This is a genomic window from Arthrobacter sp. FW306-1B-G06A (assembly GCF_058781765.1).
In genome coordinates this window covers 15835-33518 of the sequence record NZ_JBYSXB010000016.1, presented here as the reverse complement: position 1 = coordinate 33518, position 17684 = coordinate 15835, and the positions used below count along the sequence as shown (strand labels likewise).

12 protein-coding genes and 1 tRNA gene are annotated in these 17684 nt (G+C 63.9%); 3 read left to right on the top strand and 10 right to left on the bottom strand.

The genetic code is table 11. The features are described 5' to 3' along the window. Positions 1 to 81: 81 nt before the first annotated feature. From AC3WJM_RS10220 to ilvD, 10 genes are all read right to left on the bottom strand, one after another. On the bottom strand, positions 82 to 783 hold the full coding sequence (locus AC3WJM_RS10220) for a class F sortase (RefSeq protein ID WP_284988359.1): 702 nt from the start codon (positions 781 to 783) through the stop codon (positions 82 to 84). 72 nt (positions 784 to 855) lie between these two features. Next, positions 856 to 1563, bottom strand: a complete 708-nt coding sequence (locus tag AC3WJM_RS10215; RefSeq protein ID WP_492271831.1) for a hypothetical protein — start codon at positions 1561 to 1563, stop codon at positions 856 to 858. A 496-nt stretch (positions 1564 to 2059) separates the two neighbouring features. Further along, positions 2060 to 3619 (bottom strand): methionine--tRNA ligase, encoded by a 1560-nt coding sequence (metG, locus tag AC3WJM_RS10210; RefSeq protein WP_492271830.1) that lies wholly within the window; start codon positions 3617 to 3619, stop codon positions 2060 to 2062. Between the two features lie 78 nt (positions 3620 to 3697). Further along, positions 3698 to 4453 (bottom strand): ABC transporter ATP-binding protein, encoded by a 756-nt coding sequence (locus AC3WJM_RS10205; protein WP_078108578.1) that lies wholly within the window; start codon positions 4451 to 4453, stop codon positions 3698 to 3700. Continuing rightward, positions 4450 to 7254 (bottom strand): ABC transporter permease, encoded by a 2805-nt coding sequence (locus tag AC3WJM_RS10200; RefSeq protein ID WP_284988362.1) that lies wholly within the window; start codon positions 7252 to 7254, stop codon positions 4450 to 4452. The genes AC3WJM_RS10205 and AC3WJM_RS10200 overlap by 4 nt, the downstream gene beginning before the upstream one ends. A gap of 210 nt (positions 7255 to 7464) precedes the next feature. Next, positions 7465 to 9060, bottom strand: coding sequence for a phosphoglycerate dehydrogenase (gene serA, locus AC3WJM_RS10195; protein WP_284751161.1), 1596 nt, complete (start codon positions 9058 to 9060; stop codon positions 7465 to 7467). A gap of 184 nt (positions 9061 to 9244) precedes the next feature. Further along, positions 9245 to 10270 carry a ketol-acid reductoisomerase gene (gene ilvC, locus AC3WJM_RS10190; RefSeq protein ID WP_059387645.1) on the bottom strand — a complete coding sequence of 342 codons (1026 nt, stop codon included), beginning with the start codon at positions 10268 to 10270 and terminating at the stop codon, positions 9245 to 9247. An 80-nt stretch (positions 10271 to 10350) separates the two neighbouring features. Beyond that, a complete protein-coding gene (gene ilvN / locus AC3WJM_RS10185) occupies positions 10351 to 10863 on the bottom strand; it encodes an acetolactate synthase small subunit (protein ID WP_028264679.1) in 513 nt (170 codons plus the stop codon). A 2-nt stretch (positions 10864 to 10865) separates the two neighbouring features. Next, entirely contained in the window at positions 10866 to 12767 is a 1902-nt protein-coding gene (locus AC3WJM_RS10180; protein WP_284988363.1) for an acetolactate synthase large subunit, read from the bottom strand. Between the two features lie 433 nt (positions 12768 to 13200). Then, positions 13201 to 14922 (bottom strand): dihydroxy-acid dehydratase, encoded by a 1722-nt coding sequence (gene ilvD / locus AC3WJM_RS10175; RefSeq protein WP_284751164.1) that lies wholly within the window; start codon positions 14920 to 14922, stop codon positions 13201 to 13203. 296 nt (positions 14923 to 15218) lie between these two features. Between ilvD and AC3WJM_RS10170 the strand changes: the two genes are divergently transcribed. The 3 genes from AC3WJM_RS10170 to AC3WJM_RS10160 all read left to right on the top strand — a co-directional run bounded on the left by AC3WJM_RS10170 (position 15219) and on the right by AC3WJM_RS10160 (position 17632). After that, positions 15219 to 16280 (top strand): sunset domain-containing protein, encoded by a 1062-nt coding sequence (locus AC3WJM_RS10170; RefSeq protein ID WP_284988364.1) that lies wholly within the window; start codon positions 15219 to 15221, stop codon positions 16278 to 16280. Between the two features lie 56 nt (positions 16281 to 16336). Next, positions 16337 to 17443 carry a PQQ-dependent sugar dehydrogenase gene (locus tag AC3WJM_RS10165; protein WP_306960848.1) on the top strand — a complete coding sequence of 369 codons (1107 nt, stop codon included), beginning with the start codon at positions 16337 to 16339 and terminating at the stop codon, positions 17441 to 17443. Positions 17444 to 17556: 113 nt separating this feature from the next. After that, positions 17557 to 17632 (top strand) — tRNA-Lys (locus AC3WJM_RS10160). Positions 17633 to 17684: the final 52 nt, after the last annotated feature.

Genomic DNA, 17684 nt, shown 5'->3' with positions numbered 1-17684 from the left:
TGCCAACGCATCCACATGTTGGTCAAAATCGTCTCACCATTTGAGCGCTCGAAGTCCATGCGGAGCGCGCCTCGGGAGAAGCTACTGGCCTGGAACAAGTGAAGCTACCACCGCGACATTCTTGCCCCAGAGGTCCTGCGTGTAGCAGCTGATCAGGACCAGGCGGTTGGGCACCGCTGTCCAGACGGGACTGTCTTTCAAAGTCGATTTTGTGTAGGTGGTGACGGAGTCGACTTTGTATGTCATCGCTCCCGTTGCCGTGACGACTTTGAGCTCGTCCCCCGGTGCCGCTGCATAGCTGAGGTGGTTGAACGGCGCGTCGAGCCCTTCCCAACTGTGCCCGATGACGTAAGTGGTATTCGTCGATCCCGCTCCGGGGGTACCGAAGGGACTGAGCCAATATCCGTCCATCGTTTCCGGCGGCTCGATGCTCTGCCCGCCAGCAGGGTCCGGTCGCAGCGGATGAACCAGCACATCCAGGCCAACCGCCGGATAGGTAATCTGCACCGGGGCCGACGCCGCGGGCAGGTGCGTTCCCGCCGCAGTGGCAGGAGCGCCCACCGCCGCGCGGTTCGGCTCGGCCTTGCCCGCGGGAGCCGCCGTCGAAAGCGCCCGATTCCCTGAGTCGAAAGCGGCCGGGTTCTGGCCGGATACGCCATAGACCAGCCAGGCACCAAGCAGCCCTCCGGCGCAGATCGTCAACACGAGAAGATCCCTGGAACTGATCAGCAGGCCACGGACGCGAAGTGCGTGAGGCTGCCGCGTGAAGCGGTGACGGGCCATGACCACTCCTGGAGATAGTGAAGCAGGTGGCGGGGTGCCGCCCATCGTAGTGCGGCACCCGGCCGGGTTTGCCTAGTGCCTGGCCCTGCGGGCCCGCACCCCGCTCCTCGCGACTACGAACACAGCCACGGCACTGAAGAGACCAGTCAGGCCGGCAAGCCACGCGGGAATACCTGTGTCCGCCTTCCCGCCAACGGCCGTCTGGACGTTGTAGCCCACGTAAGTGATGGGGGCGTCCGGAGTGGCTGCGGCACCGGCCGCAGCTGGAATGACGGCTGTGGGCACAGTCGCCGACGGAGTGACGGCTGCGGGCACGGTCGCCGCAGGGGCAGCGACCGGAGGAACCACGGGGGTGACGACCGGCTGGGTGGAGACGGGTTCCACGTGCTCCACGGGCGGGGTGGTCACCGCCGGGCTCGTCACCGGATCCGTCGGCGGACTCGTCACCGGATCCGTCGGCGGGCTCGTCACCGGGTCCGTCGGGGTAATCAGCGGCAGGCCGGCCACCTCACAACCGGCGTTAAGAATGGCGATGTTTTCCGGGGTGAGGTTTTGTCCGTTGGGCATGTAGTCGCCTGCGTTTGCAGGAACGATGTCGTTGGTGTCGGCGATATGCCCGGACAGCGCCGACAAGTTGATGGTCACCGCTACGTAGGGGTTCGACGCCGAATGCGTGGCGTGGCAAATGGTGATCTTGTCTGAGGGAGCAGCGTTCGCCGACACCGTGGCACCCAGCAATCCCAGGCCCACGACCCCCAGGGTCGCAATGGTTCGTTTCATTTCGGTCCCTCCACATCAGGTCCGAGCTGACCAGACTTTGCGGAGTAACCGTCTTCGAGACCCAGGAAGGACAAGTACGGGAGACCTCAATAAGCGAGATGAATCTTGACAGTTACTCCCCAGAAAGTGTCATCAGTTCGCTTGCTCTTCAGGCTAGGTTTCGGTCTCCTGATTAACGCGAGTGGTGGGTACGCGTTTACCGGCAGGAAACAGCGTCCCTTGTCCCGGCTGCTACCTGCGCCGAGTGGATCCCCACTCGCCAGCGCGAAGAGATCACTTGGAAGTCCAGCGAGCCGCCGGATCCGCCTCGGGACGCTTACCAATCATGGGACGGGAAAGGGAACACCCCCTCACCCGGTGGGATGAGGGGGTGTCACGCGCAGCAAGAGTGAGCGGGCGTCCGCCCAAAAGGCGACTTAAGTGAGCGGGCGTCCGCCCAAAAGGCGACTTAAGTGAGCGGGCGTCCGCCCACAGGGTGACTTAAGTGAGCGGGCGTCTAGGACTCGGCGGGCTCCTCGTAACGCGGGAAGACCGGGACCGGGGCCGGGAGCTCCGTGCCGGGGACGATCGGCGTGGCGACGGCCGCGAACTGGCGGGGCTCGCCGTCGGGCTGTCCCAGGACCTCAAGCAGCTTGGCGGCCGACGTCGGCATGACCGGCTGGGCGAGGATCGACACGATGCGGACAACCTCCAGCGTGACGTACAGGACCGTGTTCATGCGCTCGACGTCGGTCTTGCGCAGCACCCACGGGGCCTGCTCGGCAAAATACGCGTTGGTGTCGCCCAGCACGGCCCAGATTGCCTCGAGGGCACGGCTGAATTCCTGCTTCTCGAAAGCCGCGCGGGCCACGTCCAAAAGTCCGGCGGCCTGGGCAAGCAGCGCGGAGTCCTCTGCCGAGAAGTCTCCCGGAACCGGAACCCTGCCTTCGCAGTTCTTGGCCACCATGGACAGCGAACGCTGCGCCAGGTTGCCGAAGTTGTTCGCGAGATCGGCGTTCATGCGGCCCACGATCGCCTCGTGGTTGTAGCTGCCGTCGGCGCCGAAGGGCACCTCGCGGAGGAAGAAGAATCGCACCTGGTCCAGGCCGTACTGCTCCACGAAGTCCTTGGGGGCCACAACGTTGCCGAGGGACTTGGACATCTTGACGCCATTGTTGGTCAGGAAGCCATGGATCATGACGCGCTTGGGCAGTTCCAGGCCCGCGCTCATCAGGAAGGCGGGCCAGAAGATGGCGTGGAACCGGGAGATGTCCTTGCCGATGATGTGGACGTCGGCGGGCCAGAACTTACGGAACGCCTCAGAATCGGCATCAGGGTAACCGACTCCCGTCAGGTAATTGGTCAGCGCATCAACCCACACGTACATGACGTGTTTGTCGTTGCCCGGCACCGGGACACCCCAGTCGAAAGTCGTCCGGCTGATGGACAAGTCCTGAAGGCCCTGCTTGACGAAGCTGATGACCTCGTTGAAGCGGTACTGGGGGGCGCCGAACTCCGGCTGCTCCTCGTACAAGGCCAGCAACTTGTCCTGGTAGGCGGACAAACGGAAGAAGTAGCTCTCCTCCGCGGTCCACGTCACTTCGGTATCCGTACCGCGCGAGTAGCGGACGCCGTCGTCCTTCAGTACTGTCTCGTCTTCGGTGTAGTAAGCCTCGTCGCGGACCGAGTACCAGCCCTCGTATTTGGACAGGTAAATGTCCCCCTTGGCTTCCATCTTCTTCCAGATGGCCTGGGAGGCGGCATAGTGGTCGGCATCCGTGGTGCGGATGAACCGGTCGTAGGAGATGCCCAAGGCAGCGTGGGCGGCCTTGTAGATTTCGGCATTCCGGTCCACGAGTTCCTTGGGCGTGATGCCTTCCTTCTCCGCAGCCTGGGCAATCTTCATGCCGTGCTCGTCCGTGCCGGTCAGGAACATCACGTCATAGCCATCGAGGCGCTTGAACCGGGCCATCGCGTCGGTGGCGATGTACTCGTAGGCATGCCCGATATGCGGCTCGCCGTTCGGGTAGGTAATGGCGGTGGTGATGTAGAACGGGGGTTTATCTGGAGACGTCACTCTACGAAGTTACCTTCTCTTGGAGATGGAAAGACCGGACCGGCCGCATGTGACGGCCGGCCCGGAAGCAGCGGGCTACTAGTTCAATTCAGTCAGCGTATCGCTGAGCCTGACAAGCTCGTGGTCGTGGGAGGCCACCAGAACGGCGATACCGTCGCTCGTGGTGTCCTTCAGGATGCTGATGATGCGGTTTGCCGAAGTACGGTCCAGGCTGGCCGTTGGCTCGTCCACCACCAGGACCCTGGTGCCCAGGATCAGGGCGCGGGCGATGGCGACACGCTGGCGCTCACCGCCGGACAGCTGCGCCGGACGGTGGCGCATGCGCCGGCCCAGCCCCACCAGGTCCAGCAAGTCCTTGGCCATTTCGGTGCGCTGCTCCACTTCGCCGTCGGGGACGGCCGGCAACAGCACATTCTCCAAAGCGCTCATGCCGTCGATCAGGGCGCCGCCCTGGTCCACGTACCCGATGAGGGCGCGGCGGCGGTCGGCGATTTCGTCGTCGCCCATCTTCTCGAGGGAATCGCCCTCCCAGAGGACCCGGCCCGACGTCGGAAGCGTGAGTCCCGCTCCCACCGTCAGGATGCTGGTCTTGCCTGAGCCGCTTCGCCCGGCGACGCAGTGCATCTCACCGGCGTGCAGGGTGAGGTTGAAGTCCTCGACGACGGTGACCGGCTCCGCTCCACCCTTGTCACCGCCATAGCGGATGGTGATGTTGCTCAACTGCAAGGGCATGCCGTGGTCCGCAGCCCGCACGATGGTGTTGGCGCGGGTCTGGAACGACTCGTCGGTGGATTCCGTGGTCGCGGTCAGATCGGGTTCGAGGTTGTCAGTCATTTGACCACTTTCGTTGCAATGGGAATCCAGCAAATTACGGCCACCACTCCGGCCAAAGCGGCCCAAAGTGCGGCATAAGGAGCGAGCAACAGGCCCAGGCCCAGCGCCCCCACGACGCCGAGGATCAGCGCCACTGCTCCGACCAAGGCATTTTCGAAGAAACGGACCTGTCCCAGCATGTCCGGGTTCCAGCCCATGGCCCGGAGCGTGCCGAGCTGTTCGCGCCTGGCCTGGAGTTCGAAGCGACCGGTGACCAAGGTCAGTACGAGGCCAACGAGCACCCCGCTCACCGCCAGGATGACGCTCGGCAAGGCGATCGTGGCGGAGGCGAGCCCGCTGAGGGCACTGGCTCCAGCTGCGCGCGGGATGTCAATGAGCAACGCGATCAGCGCGCCCACGGCAGCGCCGAACACGCCCACGGCAACGGCCAGGGCCACTGAGCTGAAACGGTGGGTAACCAGTTGGCGGTACGCGAACGTGAGCGGTGAATCCACCGGGATCAGGCGTTCGTCGTGTTGGGGTTCCTGGTCAACGATGTCGCGGTGCCGCAATTGCTGGGCCGCGATGTAGGCGGCGGCACAGTAAATGAGCAACACGGACGCCGAAACAATGACCGTGGCCAGGTTCCAGCTCAGAAGGCTTAGCGCAATGCCTGCCACGGCAACGATCCCCGCACCTATACCGAACTCTTCGAGGACCCAACTTCGGATCTTCCTTTGGGTCCAGCCCATGGCGCGGAGGATCCCTGCCTCGCTGCGTCGCTGGCGGATATAGCTCACGGTTGAAGCGCCGGTCAGGAGGGTGGCCCCGCACAGCGTCAGGAAGAGGAGGGTGATGTTGGTGCCGGTCAGGGAGCCGGAAACGGCGTCGGCAGCATCCTGCCGGACCCACGACTGCTGGACGGTACCCAGCGCGGATTCCTTGCCGGCGTCGTCCTTGGAGTATCCCGGGACGAAGATGTTGGCGTCTTCGCGCGCGGAGCCGGCCACCACTGTGGCTTGGAGACCCATGTCGCGGATCTGGGCCGCGAGCTTGTCGACCTCCGGTTGGGCCTGCTTCCAGTTGCCTGGCGCGCTGGCGCGGACCCTGACGGCGTCGATCACGTTGGCGTTGGAATCGTAACCACGCGCTGCGGCAAGGCCGTAGTAGTCGGTGATGGCACCGGCAGACTGGCTGACCAGGCCGGTGGCGCTCAGCGAAGGCTTGAGGCCCTTGGCTGCGGTGTCATTTCCCGAAGCGTCCTTCTGGAGCGTCATCGGGGCCGGGTCGTAGCCACCCAAGGGCAGCTTGTTGACGTCGCCCGCTGCTTTCTGGATCTGGGCCGGATCAAACGTCCCGTAGACCATCGGCAGCGGCGTAGCGGGCTTCGATCCCGTGGCAAGGTTCTCCCGGTACGAGCGCTCATCGACCGGCTTGCGCTGGCTCTGGTCGACCATCGCCCCGAAGGCCGACTTCTCGGGCAGCTTGTTGACGGTCACCCAGTCTCCCGGCGTGGCGGACTTGCCGACGGCGCCGTTCGCGGAAGTTTCGCCGTCCTTGTACTTGGGTGCCGCGGCGAAGTCCGTGCTCCACTGGGCTGGCTGGTACAGGCCTTGGCTGAAGTTGCCCATATTACCGAGCAGCTGGCTGTGGTCCGTGGATCCTGGCCATGACAGGGCGAACGGCGACTTTGACACGAAGGGCAGGTAGTCCTTGTCCAAAGAGCGCGAGACAGTGCCGACGTCGTTGACGACCTTGCCCGAATCATCGATTTCCTGGATTTGGACCGAGTACTTCAGATCCAGCGAGGTTCCCTGCCGGACGATCAAAGGAATGGCCTGTGAGGCATCCGTGATCTGGCCGGAGAGCTTTGCCTGCTGGTACTGGGTCATGAGGGGTGCCCAGTATTTGAGCTTGACGCCCATGAAATCCGGGCCTTGTTCGAGTTCCTGCTGCGTAGGGCTCTTGGCGAAGAGCTGTTCGAAGTAGCGGCCGATTGCGCCGGCGTTGCGGGTGTCGGCCGGCGGCGCCTTTTGCAGCGGTGCGAGGAAGTCTCCGGCGGAGCCCAAGAGCGCGCGCTCGGCGGTCGGATCGACGGCGACGACCGACTCGGTGACCTGCGGAGCCATGGGCAGCGCTACGGAAAGGTTGAAGAGGTTGTGTTCCGAGCCGCCGGCGGGAGCGGGGAACTTGATGCCGGTCTCCCCCGCGGGTCCGGCGATGCGGATGCTCTTGCCTCCGGCAGTCTGCTGCTCAACAACCTGCCCCTTGCCGAGGGTGCCTTCGGCGCTGGTCTGGAAGAGGGTTTGCTGGGACACTCCGTCGGAGCTCACGGCGGTGGCGGTCAGGCGGTACTTCTTGGGCTTCGCGGGAAGCACGGATTCCGGTGCGGGCCAGCTCTTGGAGTCCGTTCCGGTCGGATCTCCCGCGGTGGCTCCACCAGCCAGTCCCGCGTTGTAGCCAAGGTAATCCATCGCGTCGAGACGCGGGGTTTCCAGGTTCTGCGTTACCCGGGAAACGAGGCTGATGGGCGCCGCGACCGACGCGCCGCTCAGCCCACGGATCTTCTCGAGTTGCGGGAAGCTGATGCCGCCCTGGCCGTTCGCGATGTCCGGCTGGAGGAGCGCCCCGCCGTCCTTTGTATTCGCGGACTTGGCCTGGACCAGGATGTCGTACAGGCCGCGTGAGTTCTCATCCACTGTCCGGTTCAGCGCGGCCTGCGACTGGCTCTGGATGAATACGGACAAACACATGGCGACGATCAAAATGGCCGCGGTCAACAGAAGCACACGGCTTCTGATGAACCTCTGGACGGCGTTCATAGGGCTCCCTGAGTCCTGGATTGCGGGTGTGCACACTGCTGTCCCTGGAACCATGCCGAGGCAATAGGAATCCACCGGGTGTGTGCAAAAGTTATTGGCCGGCCTGCCGCCGGTTCCGAATTTCGGACCAAGCCATTGTAGGCAGACCGGCCAATGATATGTGGCCGATGTGAAGTGCGGCACACTTTTCTAGCTCAAACGGTGAGGATGCTAGTCCTCCAGATCCACTTCACGAACCATGTCGGCGCCGATGCCGGCCTTGATGGCTTCAAGGACCTGCTGCGGCACCGAAGTGTCGATCGTGAGCAGCGCCAGGACCTGGCCGCCTTCGCTCTGGCGGGCCACCTGCATGCCACCGATATTGATGTTGTTCATGCCCAGGATGTGGCCGATGGTGCCGATGACACCGGGACGGTCCGCGTAGGAAACAACCACGAGGTGCTCGCTGATCGGGATTTCGACGTCGTAACCGTTGACGCCCACGAGCTTCTGGACCTGCTTGGGTCCGGTGAGCGTTCCGGCCACGGAAATCTGCGATCCGTCGCTGAGTGCCCCGCGGATGGTCAGGACGTTGCGGTAGTCCTCGGCTTCCGGCGTCGTGATCAGGCGGGTGTTGATGCCGCGCTGCTCGGCGATGACGGGTGCGTTGACGTAGGAGACCTGCTCGGTCACGACGTCGGCGAACACGCCCTTGAGCGCCGCCAGTTCGAGGACCTTCACGTCCAGGCTGGAGATTTCGCCCGCGACCTCGACGTCGATCTGCGTCAGGGATGCGTGGGTCAGGGCCGTGAAGATCCGGCCGAGCTTCTCGATCAGCGGGATTCCGGGGCGGACGTCGGAAGCGATCACGCCACCGGCCACGTTGACTGCATCCGGGACGAGTTCGCCGGCGAGGGCGAGGCGCACGGACTTCGCCACGGAGACGCCGGCTTTTTCCTGGGCTTCGTCCGTGGAGGCACCCAGGTGGGGCGTCACGATGACATTGTCCATGCCGAAGAACGGAAGGTCGGTGCTCGGCTCCTTGACGAAAACGTCGATGCCTGCGCCGGCGATCTGGCCGTCTTCCAAAGCCTCGTGGAGGGCTTCTTCGTCGATCAGGCCGCCGCGGGCGACGTTGACAACGTAGGCCGTTTCCTTCATCTTCTTGAAGGCATCGGCGCCCAACATGCCCACCGTTTCCGGGGTTTTGGGCATGTGGATGGTGATGAAGTCGGACTTCTCCAACAGTTCGTCCAGGGTGACGAGCTTGACGCCGAGCTGAGCGGCGCGCGCGGAGGTGATGTAGGGGTCGTAGGCGAGGATCTCGGTCTCGAAGCCCTGCAGGCGGGCGGCCACGAGCGCTCCGATGCGTCCGAGGCCGATGATGCCGATCTTCTTCTCGAAGAGTTCGATGCCGGTGTACTTGGAGCGCTTCCACTCGCCGCCCTTCAGGGCGGAACTGGCCTGGGGGATGTGGCGGGCAAGGCTGAGGATGTGGCCGACCGTCAGCTCGGCAGCGGACACAATGTTCGACGTCGGGGCGTTGACCACCATGACGCCGGCCTGGGTAGCGGCCTTGATGTCCACGTTGTCCAGGCCGACGCCGGCACGCGCGATGATTTTGAGGTTCTTGGCTGCGGCAATTGCCTCGGCGTCCACCTGGGTGGCTGAACGCACGAGGATGGCGTCGACGTCGACGATTGCGGAGAGCAGCTGGGAGCGGTCCGCGCCGTCGGTTTGGCGGATCTCGAAGTCCGGACCAAGGGCCTCGATCGTGGCGGGCGAAAGTTCCTCAGCGAGGAGTACTACTGGCTTGGTGCTAGTCACCGGTGACCTCTTTAGCTCTCTTTTTCAGGTGGGGTTTTGGTGAAACGATTCTTTGACGACGAAGGCCGGACCCGGTATACCGGGTCCGGCCTCCATGCCGGGCGGCTTCATTTCGAGCCTATCCCGAACGGCGTTCTGTGTTGAATTGCTACGGCTCCTGCCGCGGCTTCAACGGGTGCCTTGACTAGCGGGCCGCGGAGCCTTCGACGTAGTCCTCGTCCTGCTGCTGCCAGGAGAACAAGGAACGCAGCTCGCGGCCGACCCCCTCGATCGGGTGCTGCTCTGCCTTGGCACGCAGCTCCTTGAACTCGACTGCGCCGTTGTCCTGGTCGTCGATGAAACGCTTGGCGAAGGCACCGGACTGGATGTCCGCGAGGACACCGGCCATGTTTTCCTTGACGCGGGGGTCGATGACGCGCGGGCCGGAGACGTAGTCGCCGTACTCTGCGGTGTCGGAAACGCTCCAGCGCTGCTTGGCGATGCCGCCCTCCCACATGAGGTCAACGATGAGCTTGAGCTCGTGAAGAACCTCGAAGTAGGCGATCTGCGGCTGGTAGCCGGCTTCGGTCAGGGTCTCGAAGCCGTACTGGATCAGCTGGGAGACGCCGCCGCAGAGGACAGCCTGCTCGCCGAAGAGGTCGGTTTCGGTCTCTTCGGTGAAGGTGGTCTTGATGACGCCGGCGCGGGTGCCGCCGATCGCCTTCGCGTAGGACTTGGCCAGGTCCCAAGCGGAACCGGAAGCGTCCTGCTCGACGGCGATGATGTCCGGGATACCTCGTCCGGCTTCGAACTCGCGGCGCACGGTGTGGCCCGGAGCCTTCGGGGCGATCAGGATGACGTCAACGCCCTCGGGCGCCTCGATGTAGCCGAAGCGGATGTTGAAGCCGTGGGCGAAGGCAAGGGCCTTGCCGGCGGTCAGCTTGTCTTTGATGGAGTCGTTGTAGATCGCGCGCTGGTGCTGGTCCGGTGCCAGGATCATGATGACGTCGGCCCATTCGGCGGCGTCGGCAACGTTCTTGACCGTGAAGCCTGCGTCCTCGGCCTTTGCGATCGACTTCGAGCCTTCCTTGAGCGCGATGACAACCTCGACGCCGGAGTCGCGCAGGTTCAGCGCGTGGGCGTGGCCCTGGGAACCGTAGCCGACAATGGCAACCTTGCGACCCTGGATGATCGACAGGTCTGCGTCGTCGTCGTAGAACATTTCAGTCACTTGCGTAACTCCTCTTGAGTGGTTTTGTAGATATTGTCTGTGGTTCGGTATCGGGCTACTACGCGGTACTAGGACAGTGCCTAAGCGCTGCGCAACGCCCTGTCACTCATGGAGCGGGATCCCCGCCCAACGGCCAAGGTGCCGGACTGCACTATTTCGCGGATGCCGAACGGCTCGAGCACTGAAAGCAGCGCTGCAAGCTTTTCCGGGGTACCGGTTGCCTCGATGACCACCGAGTCTGTGGAAACGTCAACCACTGAGGCACGGAACAAGTCTGCAGCTTGGGTGACCTGCAGGCGTGTCGCGGCATCCGCACGTACCTTGACCAGGATGTGGTCACGTTGCACGGAAGATTCTGAAGTCAGCTCCACAATCTTGATCACGTTGATCAGTTTGTTGAGCTGTTTGGTGACCTGCTCGATGAGGTCGCCATCGGCGTCGACGACGACGGTCATCCGGGAAATCCCGGATACCTCGGTGGGGCCGACGGCCAGGGAGTTGATGTTGAAGGCCCGCCGGGCGAAGAGGCTGGCCACGCGGGTCAGCACGCCGGGCTTGTCTTCGACCAGAACGGACAATGTGTGGCGGCTCATGGCTAGTCCTCCTCTTCCCATTCCGGGGTCATGTTGCGGGCAACCTGGATCTGGTCGTTAGAGACTCCGGAGGGGACCATCGGCCACACCATGGAGTTCGGGCTGACCACGAAGTCGATGACCACGGGACGGTCATTGATTTCCAAGGCCTTCTGGATGGTTGCGTCGATGTCCTCGTCCCGCTCGCAGCGGAACGCGGCACAGCCGTAGGCGTCCGCCAGCTTGACGAAGTCCGGGATACGGACGGTGTCGTGGCCGGTGTTCAGGTCGGTGTTGGAGTAGCGGCCTTCATAGAAGAGGGTCTGCCACTGGCGCACCATGCCCAGCGAGGAGTTGTTGATGATGGCAACCTTGATGGGAATCTTGTTGATGGCGCAGGTGGCCAGTTCCTGGTTGGTCATCTGGAAGCAGCCGTCGCCGTCGATCGCCCAGACCACGCGGTCGGGTTCGCCGACCTTGGCGCCCATGGCTGCCGGCACGGCATAACCCATGGTCCCGGCTCCACCCGAGTTGAGCCAGGCGTGGGGACGCTCGTACTTGATGAACTGGGCGGCCCACATCTGGTGCTGGCCAACGCCTGCAACGTAGATGCCTTCCGGACCCGTGAGCGCACCAATGCGTTCGATGACCCGCTGGGGGGCGCTGAGTCCGTCTTCCGGCTCGGTCCAGCCAAGGGGGTAGGTGTCGCGGAGGTTGTTGAGGAACGCCCACCAACCGTCGAGGTCCGGGGTGCCGGATTGCTCGAAAGCGTTGCGGACAGCCTCGCTCAGTTCCGGAATGATCTCCTTGACGGAGCCCACGATCGGAACGTCGGCCGTACGGTTCTTGGAGATCTCCGCGGGGTCGATGTCCGCGTGGATGATCTTTGCGTGCGGAGCGAACGTGCTGAGCACACCCGTCACGCGGTCATCGAAGCGCGCACCAAGGGTGATCAACAGATCGGACTGCTGCAGTGCGGTAACCGCGGAAACCGTGCCGTGCATGCCGGGCATGCCGACGTGCAGGGGGTGGGAATCCGGGAACGCGCCGCGGGCCATGAGCGTTGTCACCACGGGAGCGCCGGTGAGTTCCGCGAGCTCGCGCAGTTCGGCCGATGCGTGGGCCTTGACCACTCCGCCGCCGACATACAGGACAGGCTTGCTTGCCGCAGCGATCAGCCGGGCGGCTTCGCGGACCTGCTTGTTGTGCCCGCGGACCACCGGACGATAACCCGGCAAATCGATCTTGGGCGGCCAGGAGAAGGTCATGGTGCCCTGCTGGGCATTTTTGGCGATATCCACCAATACGGGACCGGGACGACCGGTGCTCGCAAGGTAGAAAGCCTCGGCCATGACGTGCGGAATGTCATTGGGATCCGTCACCAGGAAGGAATGCTTGGTGATCGGCATGGTGATGCCGACGATGTCCGCTTCCTGGAAGGCATCAGTGCCGATGACGGAAGCCGATACCTGGCCGGTAATGGCCACGAGGGGCACGGAGTCCATGTGGGCATCCATGATGGCGGTAACGAGGTTGGTGGCACCGGGGCCCGAGGTGGCGATGCAGACGCCGACCCGTCCGGTAACCATGGCGTAGCCTTGCGCTGCGTGGCCGGCTCCCTGTTCGTGACGGACCAGGACGTGATTCATCTTGGAGGCCATCAAAGGGTCATAGGTGGGGAGGATCGCGCCACCGGGCAAACCAAAAATATCGTCCACGCCGAGTTCTTCGAGCGAGCGGACAATAGCTTCCGAGCCGGTCATCACCGTTGGGGGTACAACGTTGTTCGGCCCGAGTACAGGAGAGAGAGTTGCAGCATTGTCGACGACGGCGTCAGCCGGACGGTCGACCTTTTCCGGAGCCTTGGGGGCTCCAGCGGACTTTGCAGCCATCAGCGAGGGGCTGATCGGCGATCCTTTGCTCATCGGACTCTTCCTTTGGGGATCTTCAATTAGTGAAAGTTACTGCGTGGGTACTGCGTTCATGCTGGTTCTTGCTCAATGCGCCGTCCCCTGCGGGAAATAAAAAAACCCCTCAGCCTTGCGGCTCTTCGAGGGGTTGCGCGTGACGGTTCGTTACCAGTCGGGCTAGGAGGCCACGCGCTTGGTAAGTACGACAGTGCCCACGGTGGCGCCGACAGTAACGAATGCGATCATGCGTTCAGTGTTCCCTCTTAGTGAGATAGGTGTCAAACGATGAAGATGTCATCTCACTATGTGGACCTCATTGTCCACGGACTGGTCCTACCCCAACCCTCCGGCGTGAACGCCGTCCGGCCGGGGCCCCTCGGACCAGCCCTTATTAAGCCCTGCCGCCTCCAGCGGCCTTGTCACCGCTGGAGGCATGGGGTACTTAGCTTCAGCCGCAGTAGGCGCCTGTGGAGGCGCTGTGCACCAGCTTGGCGTACTTCGCGAGGACGCCCTTGGTGAACTTGGCCGGGAGGGGCTCCCAGCCGATCTTGCGGGACTCGAGCTCGGCTTCGTCCACCAGGAGGTCGAACGAACGGGCAGCGATGTCCACGCGGATCTTGTCGCCGTCCTTGACGAAGGCGATGGGTCCGCCGTCGACGGCTTCAGGCGCAACGTGCCCGATGCAGAGACCGGTGGTACCGCCCGAGAAGCGGCCGTCGGTCAGCAGGAGCACGTCCTTGCCAAGGCCCGCGCCCTTGATGGCGCCGGTGATGGCGAGCATCTCACGCATGCCCGGGCCGCCCTTGGGACCTTCGTAACGGATCACGACGACGTCCCCGGCCTTGATCTCGCCCTTGTCCAAGGCGTCGAGGGCACCCTGCTCGCGTTCGAACACGCGCGCGGTCCCTTCGAAGACGTCGGCGTCGAAGCCGGCGCTCTTCACGACGGCGCCTTCCGGGGCCATGGAACCGTGCAGGATGGTGATGCCGCCGGTCTTGTGGATCGGGTTGTCCAGGGCGCGCAGGATCTTGCCGTCGAGGTCCGGCGGGTTGATGGAGGCCAGGTTTTCGGCAAGGGTCTTGCCCGTGACCGTCAGGCAGTCGCCGTGCAGCAGGCCGGCGTCGAGCAGCGCCTTCATGATGACCGGCACGCCGCCGATCTTGTCGACGTCGGTCATGACGTAGCGGCCGAAGGGCTTGAGGTCGCCCAGGTGCGGGATCTTGTCGCCGATGCGGTTGAAGTCGTCCAGGGTCAGTTCGACCTCGGCTTCCCGGGCGATCGCGAGCAGGTGCAGGACAGCGTTGGTGGAGCCGCCGAAGGCCATGGTGACGGCGATGGCGTTCTCGAACGCCTTCTTGGTCATGATGTCCCGCGCGGTGATGCCGAGGCGAAGCAGGTTGACCACTGCCTCGCCGGACTTGCGGGCAAAGTCATCACGACGGCGGTCAGCCGAGGGCGGGGCAGCCGAGCCCGGCAGGGACATGCCGAGGGCTTCACCGATGCACGCCATGGTGTTGGCCGTGTACATACCGCCGCAGGCGCCTTCACCAGGACAGATCGCGCGTTCGATGCGGTCCAGGTCGCCCTTGCTCATCTTGCCTGCAGCGCAGGCGCCCACGGCTTCGAAGGCGTCAATGAGGGTGACTTCCTTCTCCGATCCGTCCTCAAGCTTGACCCAGCCCGGCATGATGGAACCGGCGTAGAGGAAGACGCTGGCGAGGTCCAGGCGGGCGGCTGCCATCAGCATGCCCGGGAGGGATTTGTCGCAACCGGCCAGCAAAACGGAGCCGTCGATCCGCTCGGCCTGCATGACCGTTTCCACGGAGTCTGCAATGACTTCACGCGAAACAAGGGAAAAGTGCATGCCCTCGTGGCCCATGGAAATGCCGTCCGAAACGGAAATGGTGCCGAACTGCATGGGGAAACCACCGCCGGCGTGAACGCCTTCCTTGGCGCCCTGGGCGAGTCGGTTCAGCGAGAGGTTGCAGGGGGTAATTTCGTTCCACGAGCTCGCGACGCCGATCTGGGGCTTGGCGAAGTCATCATCGCCCATGCCTACGGCCCGGAACATGCCTCGCGCGGGGGCGGCATGGATGCCGTCCGTTACGACCCGGCTGCGTGGCTTGATGTCCGGCTGGTTGTCTGTCGCAATTGGGGTGTGGTCACTCATGGGCACGAGTCTATGACTCTTGGGCTGTGGCCAACGAACATGATCGGCGGGTTAAGGCGAATTTGGCACTATTTCAGCCAATATTTCATTCAAATAATGGACAGTCGTCTCGCTATGTGAGACATGGGCCTCATTGTCGGCTGCTGGCCCATCCGACAGGATCGCTGATGCGCTGAAGGGCCGCGAATCGATTGACTAACCTAGACAGCCCCGTGACACGGACGTAACGTCAAATCACGACAGCTGCGCCACTCGAACAGACATGCGCCAATTGAACAGACAGAAGGGCTCCTCCCATGGATTGGTTGATCTGGGTCATCGTCATCGTGTTGATCGTCGCGATTGTTTGGTGGCTCCTGAGCCGCAATAGCGCGAAGTCTTCTTCGGGCTCCGGGGCTTCGCCGTCGCAGGCCGCCTCGTCACCACAAATGGACGTCACAGCAGCCGCATTGACAGGCTCCGCCCCCTTGGTCGCCGCAACCGCGACCGCAGATCAAGAGCTAGCCGAGTCGCGCGCAGCCGCACCCGAGCCGGAGCCGGAAGCCGAAACTGAGGCAGGCGGCGTCGACGTCGACGACTGGGAGCGCCCCGGCCCTCCCCTCGAAACCGGCATGGCCGCCCCGGAAGAAGAATCGTCAGCGGCCGGCCCCTCGGTGGTGGAGCCCGTGTTCGAGGAGCCCACGCTCTCGGAACCCGTACTGTCCGAGGACGCGGTTTCCGAGGCTACGGCCTCAGAGACCGCCGCACCGCTGGCTGCCGAGCCGGAACTTGAAGGGGGCGTGACGGCCGACGACGTTACCGCGGCCGACGCCGGGCCGTCCGTTCCCGCGGCTGCCGGCGTTCCGGCGTCGTCGGGCTCGGAACCAGCCACCCCCGAACAGTTGGCCGACAGCGCCGAATGGGAAGCGACCTGGAGCGAAGGCAGCGCACCAGTGGCTCCCGCCCCGATCCACCACCGCGAATACACGGACGCCCATGCACCGACGCTTCCCGGCGCGGAATCCGCCGCGGCGGAGGCAGTCGACACTGCAGCCGAAGGGGCGCAGGAAGACCGGGCCGAAAATCCCGACGCGGCACCTTCGCCGGTTGAGTCAACCACCGTGGCCCAGGATTCCGCAGCCGCATCGCCGCTGGGCGGGCATCTCGCAGCCGAGCAGCCGTATGGCGAAGGCTCCGCCGCGGCCGACGCTGACGGGAGTGGCCCTGATGGCTACACCGTCAAAGGCAACGCGGACACCATGACCTATCACGATGAAGACAGCCCGTCGTACGACGAGGTCAAGGCCGACGTCTGGTTTATTTCCAGCGCCCACGCCGAGGCAGCCGGCTTCCGACCTCCTCGCAGGAACCGCCGCTGAGAGCCCCAAGGAGCTGACCCAGGGCGGCAAGCAGCCCTGCAACCAGGACCCAAGCAATGAACCAGGCAAAGGCGGGATCCGGGAGCCTCTTCCGGTCCCGCCTTGGGCTCGTCCGGGCTCCCGTAGCGGTGGCCTGCCTCGTGGCCCTGTTGCTGAGCGCCTGTACAGGGAGTGCCCCCGGACCGGGGCCTACCCAAGGCAACGGACCCGAGTTAATTCGGAAGCTTGACCTGAATCTGACAATTCCGTGGTCGATCGTGTTCCTCGACGACGGTACTGCCGTCATCTCCGAACGCGACACCAAGCTGATCAAATCGGTCCGGAACGATCGGGCCACGACGGTAGGCGAGGTTCCCGGCGTCGTACCCGGGGGCGAAGGCGGGCTGCTGGGGCTGGCGCTCTCCCCGACGTTCGCCAGCGACCGCCTGCTCTATGCCTACTTCACCGCTGAATCGGACAACCGGATTTCGCGCATCCGGCTGGAGCAGGCCGCAGACGGGCGGTTGAGCCTCGGCACACCCGAAGTCATCTTCACCGGCATTCCCAAAGCCGGCACCCACAACGGCGGGCGCATCCGCTTCGGTCCCGACGGGTTCCTCTACGTCGGCACGGGAGACGCGCAGCACCCGGAGCAAGCACAGGACCGCATTGCGCTTGGCGGGAAGATCCTGCGGCTTACCCCCGAGGGAAAGCCGGCACCGGGCAACCCGTTCGGCAATCCCGTTTACAGCTACGGACACCGCAATGTGCAGGGTTTGGCTTGGAACAGTGACGGCAGGCTGTGGGCGAGTGAATTCGGACCCGACGTCAACGACGAACTCAACCTCATCGAAGCGGGCGGCAACTACGGTTGGCCACAAGTGACCGGTGCGCCCGGCCGCGCCGGTTACATCGACGCCAAGGTGGTCTGGCCGTCGACGGCGGATGCCTCACCGAGCGGTCTGGAAATCGTGAACGGAACGGCGTTCACGTGCGCGCTGCGCGGTCAGCGTTTGTGGACCGTACCGCTGCGCGGAGAAACCGCGGGGAATCCCGTGGCGTACCTCACGGCCCAGTACGGACGGCTGAGGGACGTTTCGCTAGCGCCGGACGGCACACTGTGGGTCCTCAGCAACAACCAAAACCCCGACTTTGCACTGCTCCTGAAGCCTCCCCGCCAGTGACGCGCAGGAGGCCCGGGCCGATTTCACACTTCGGCAAGTGTCGTGTAGAGTTACATGTCGTTGCGGAGATCAACGAGGGAAGAAAAGCCCTCAGCCGATCGAAATCGACAAATGCACCTCTAGCTCAATTGGCAGAGCAATTGACTCTTAATCAATGGGTTCCGGGTTCAAGTCCCGGGGGGTGCACCAAAGGGAAGATCCCTGGATGGCTGAATGGCCGTCCAGGGATCTTTTTTATTTT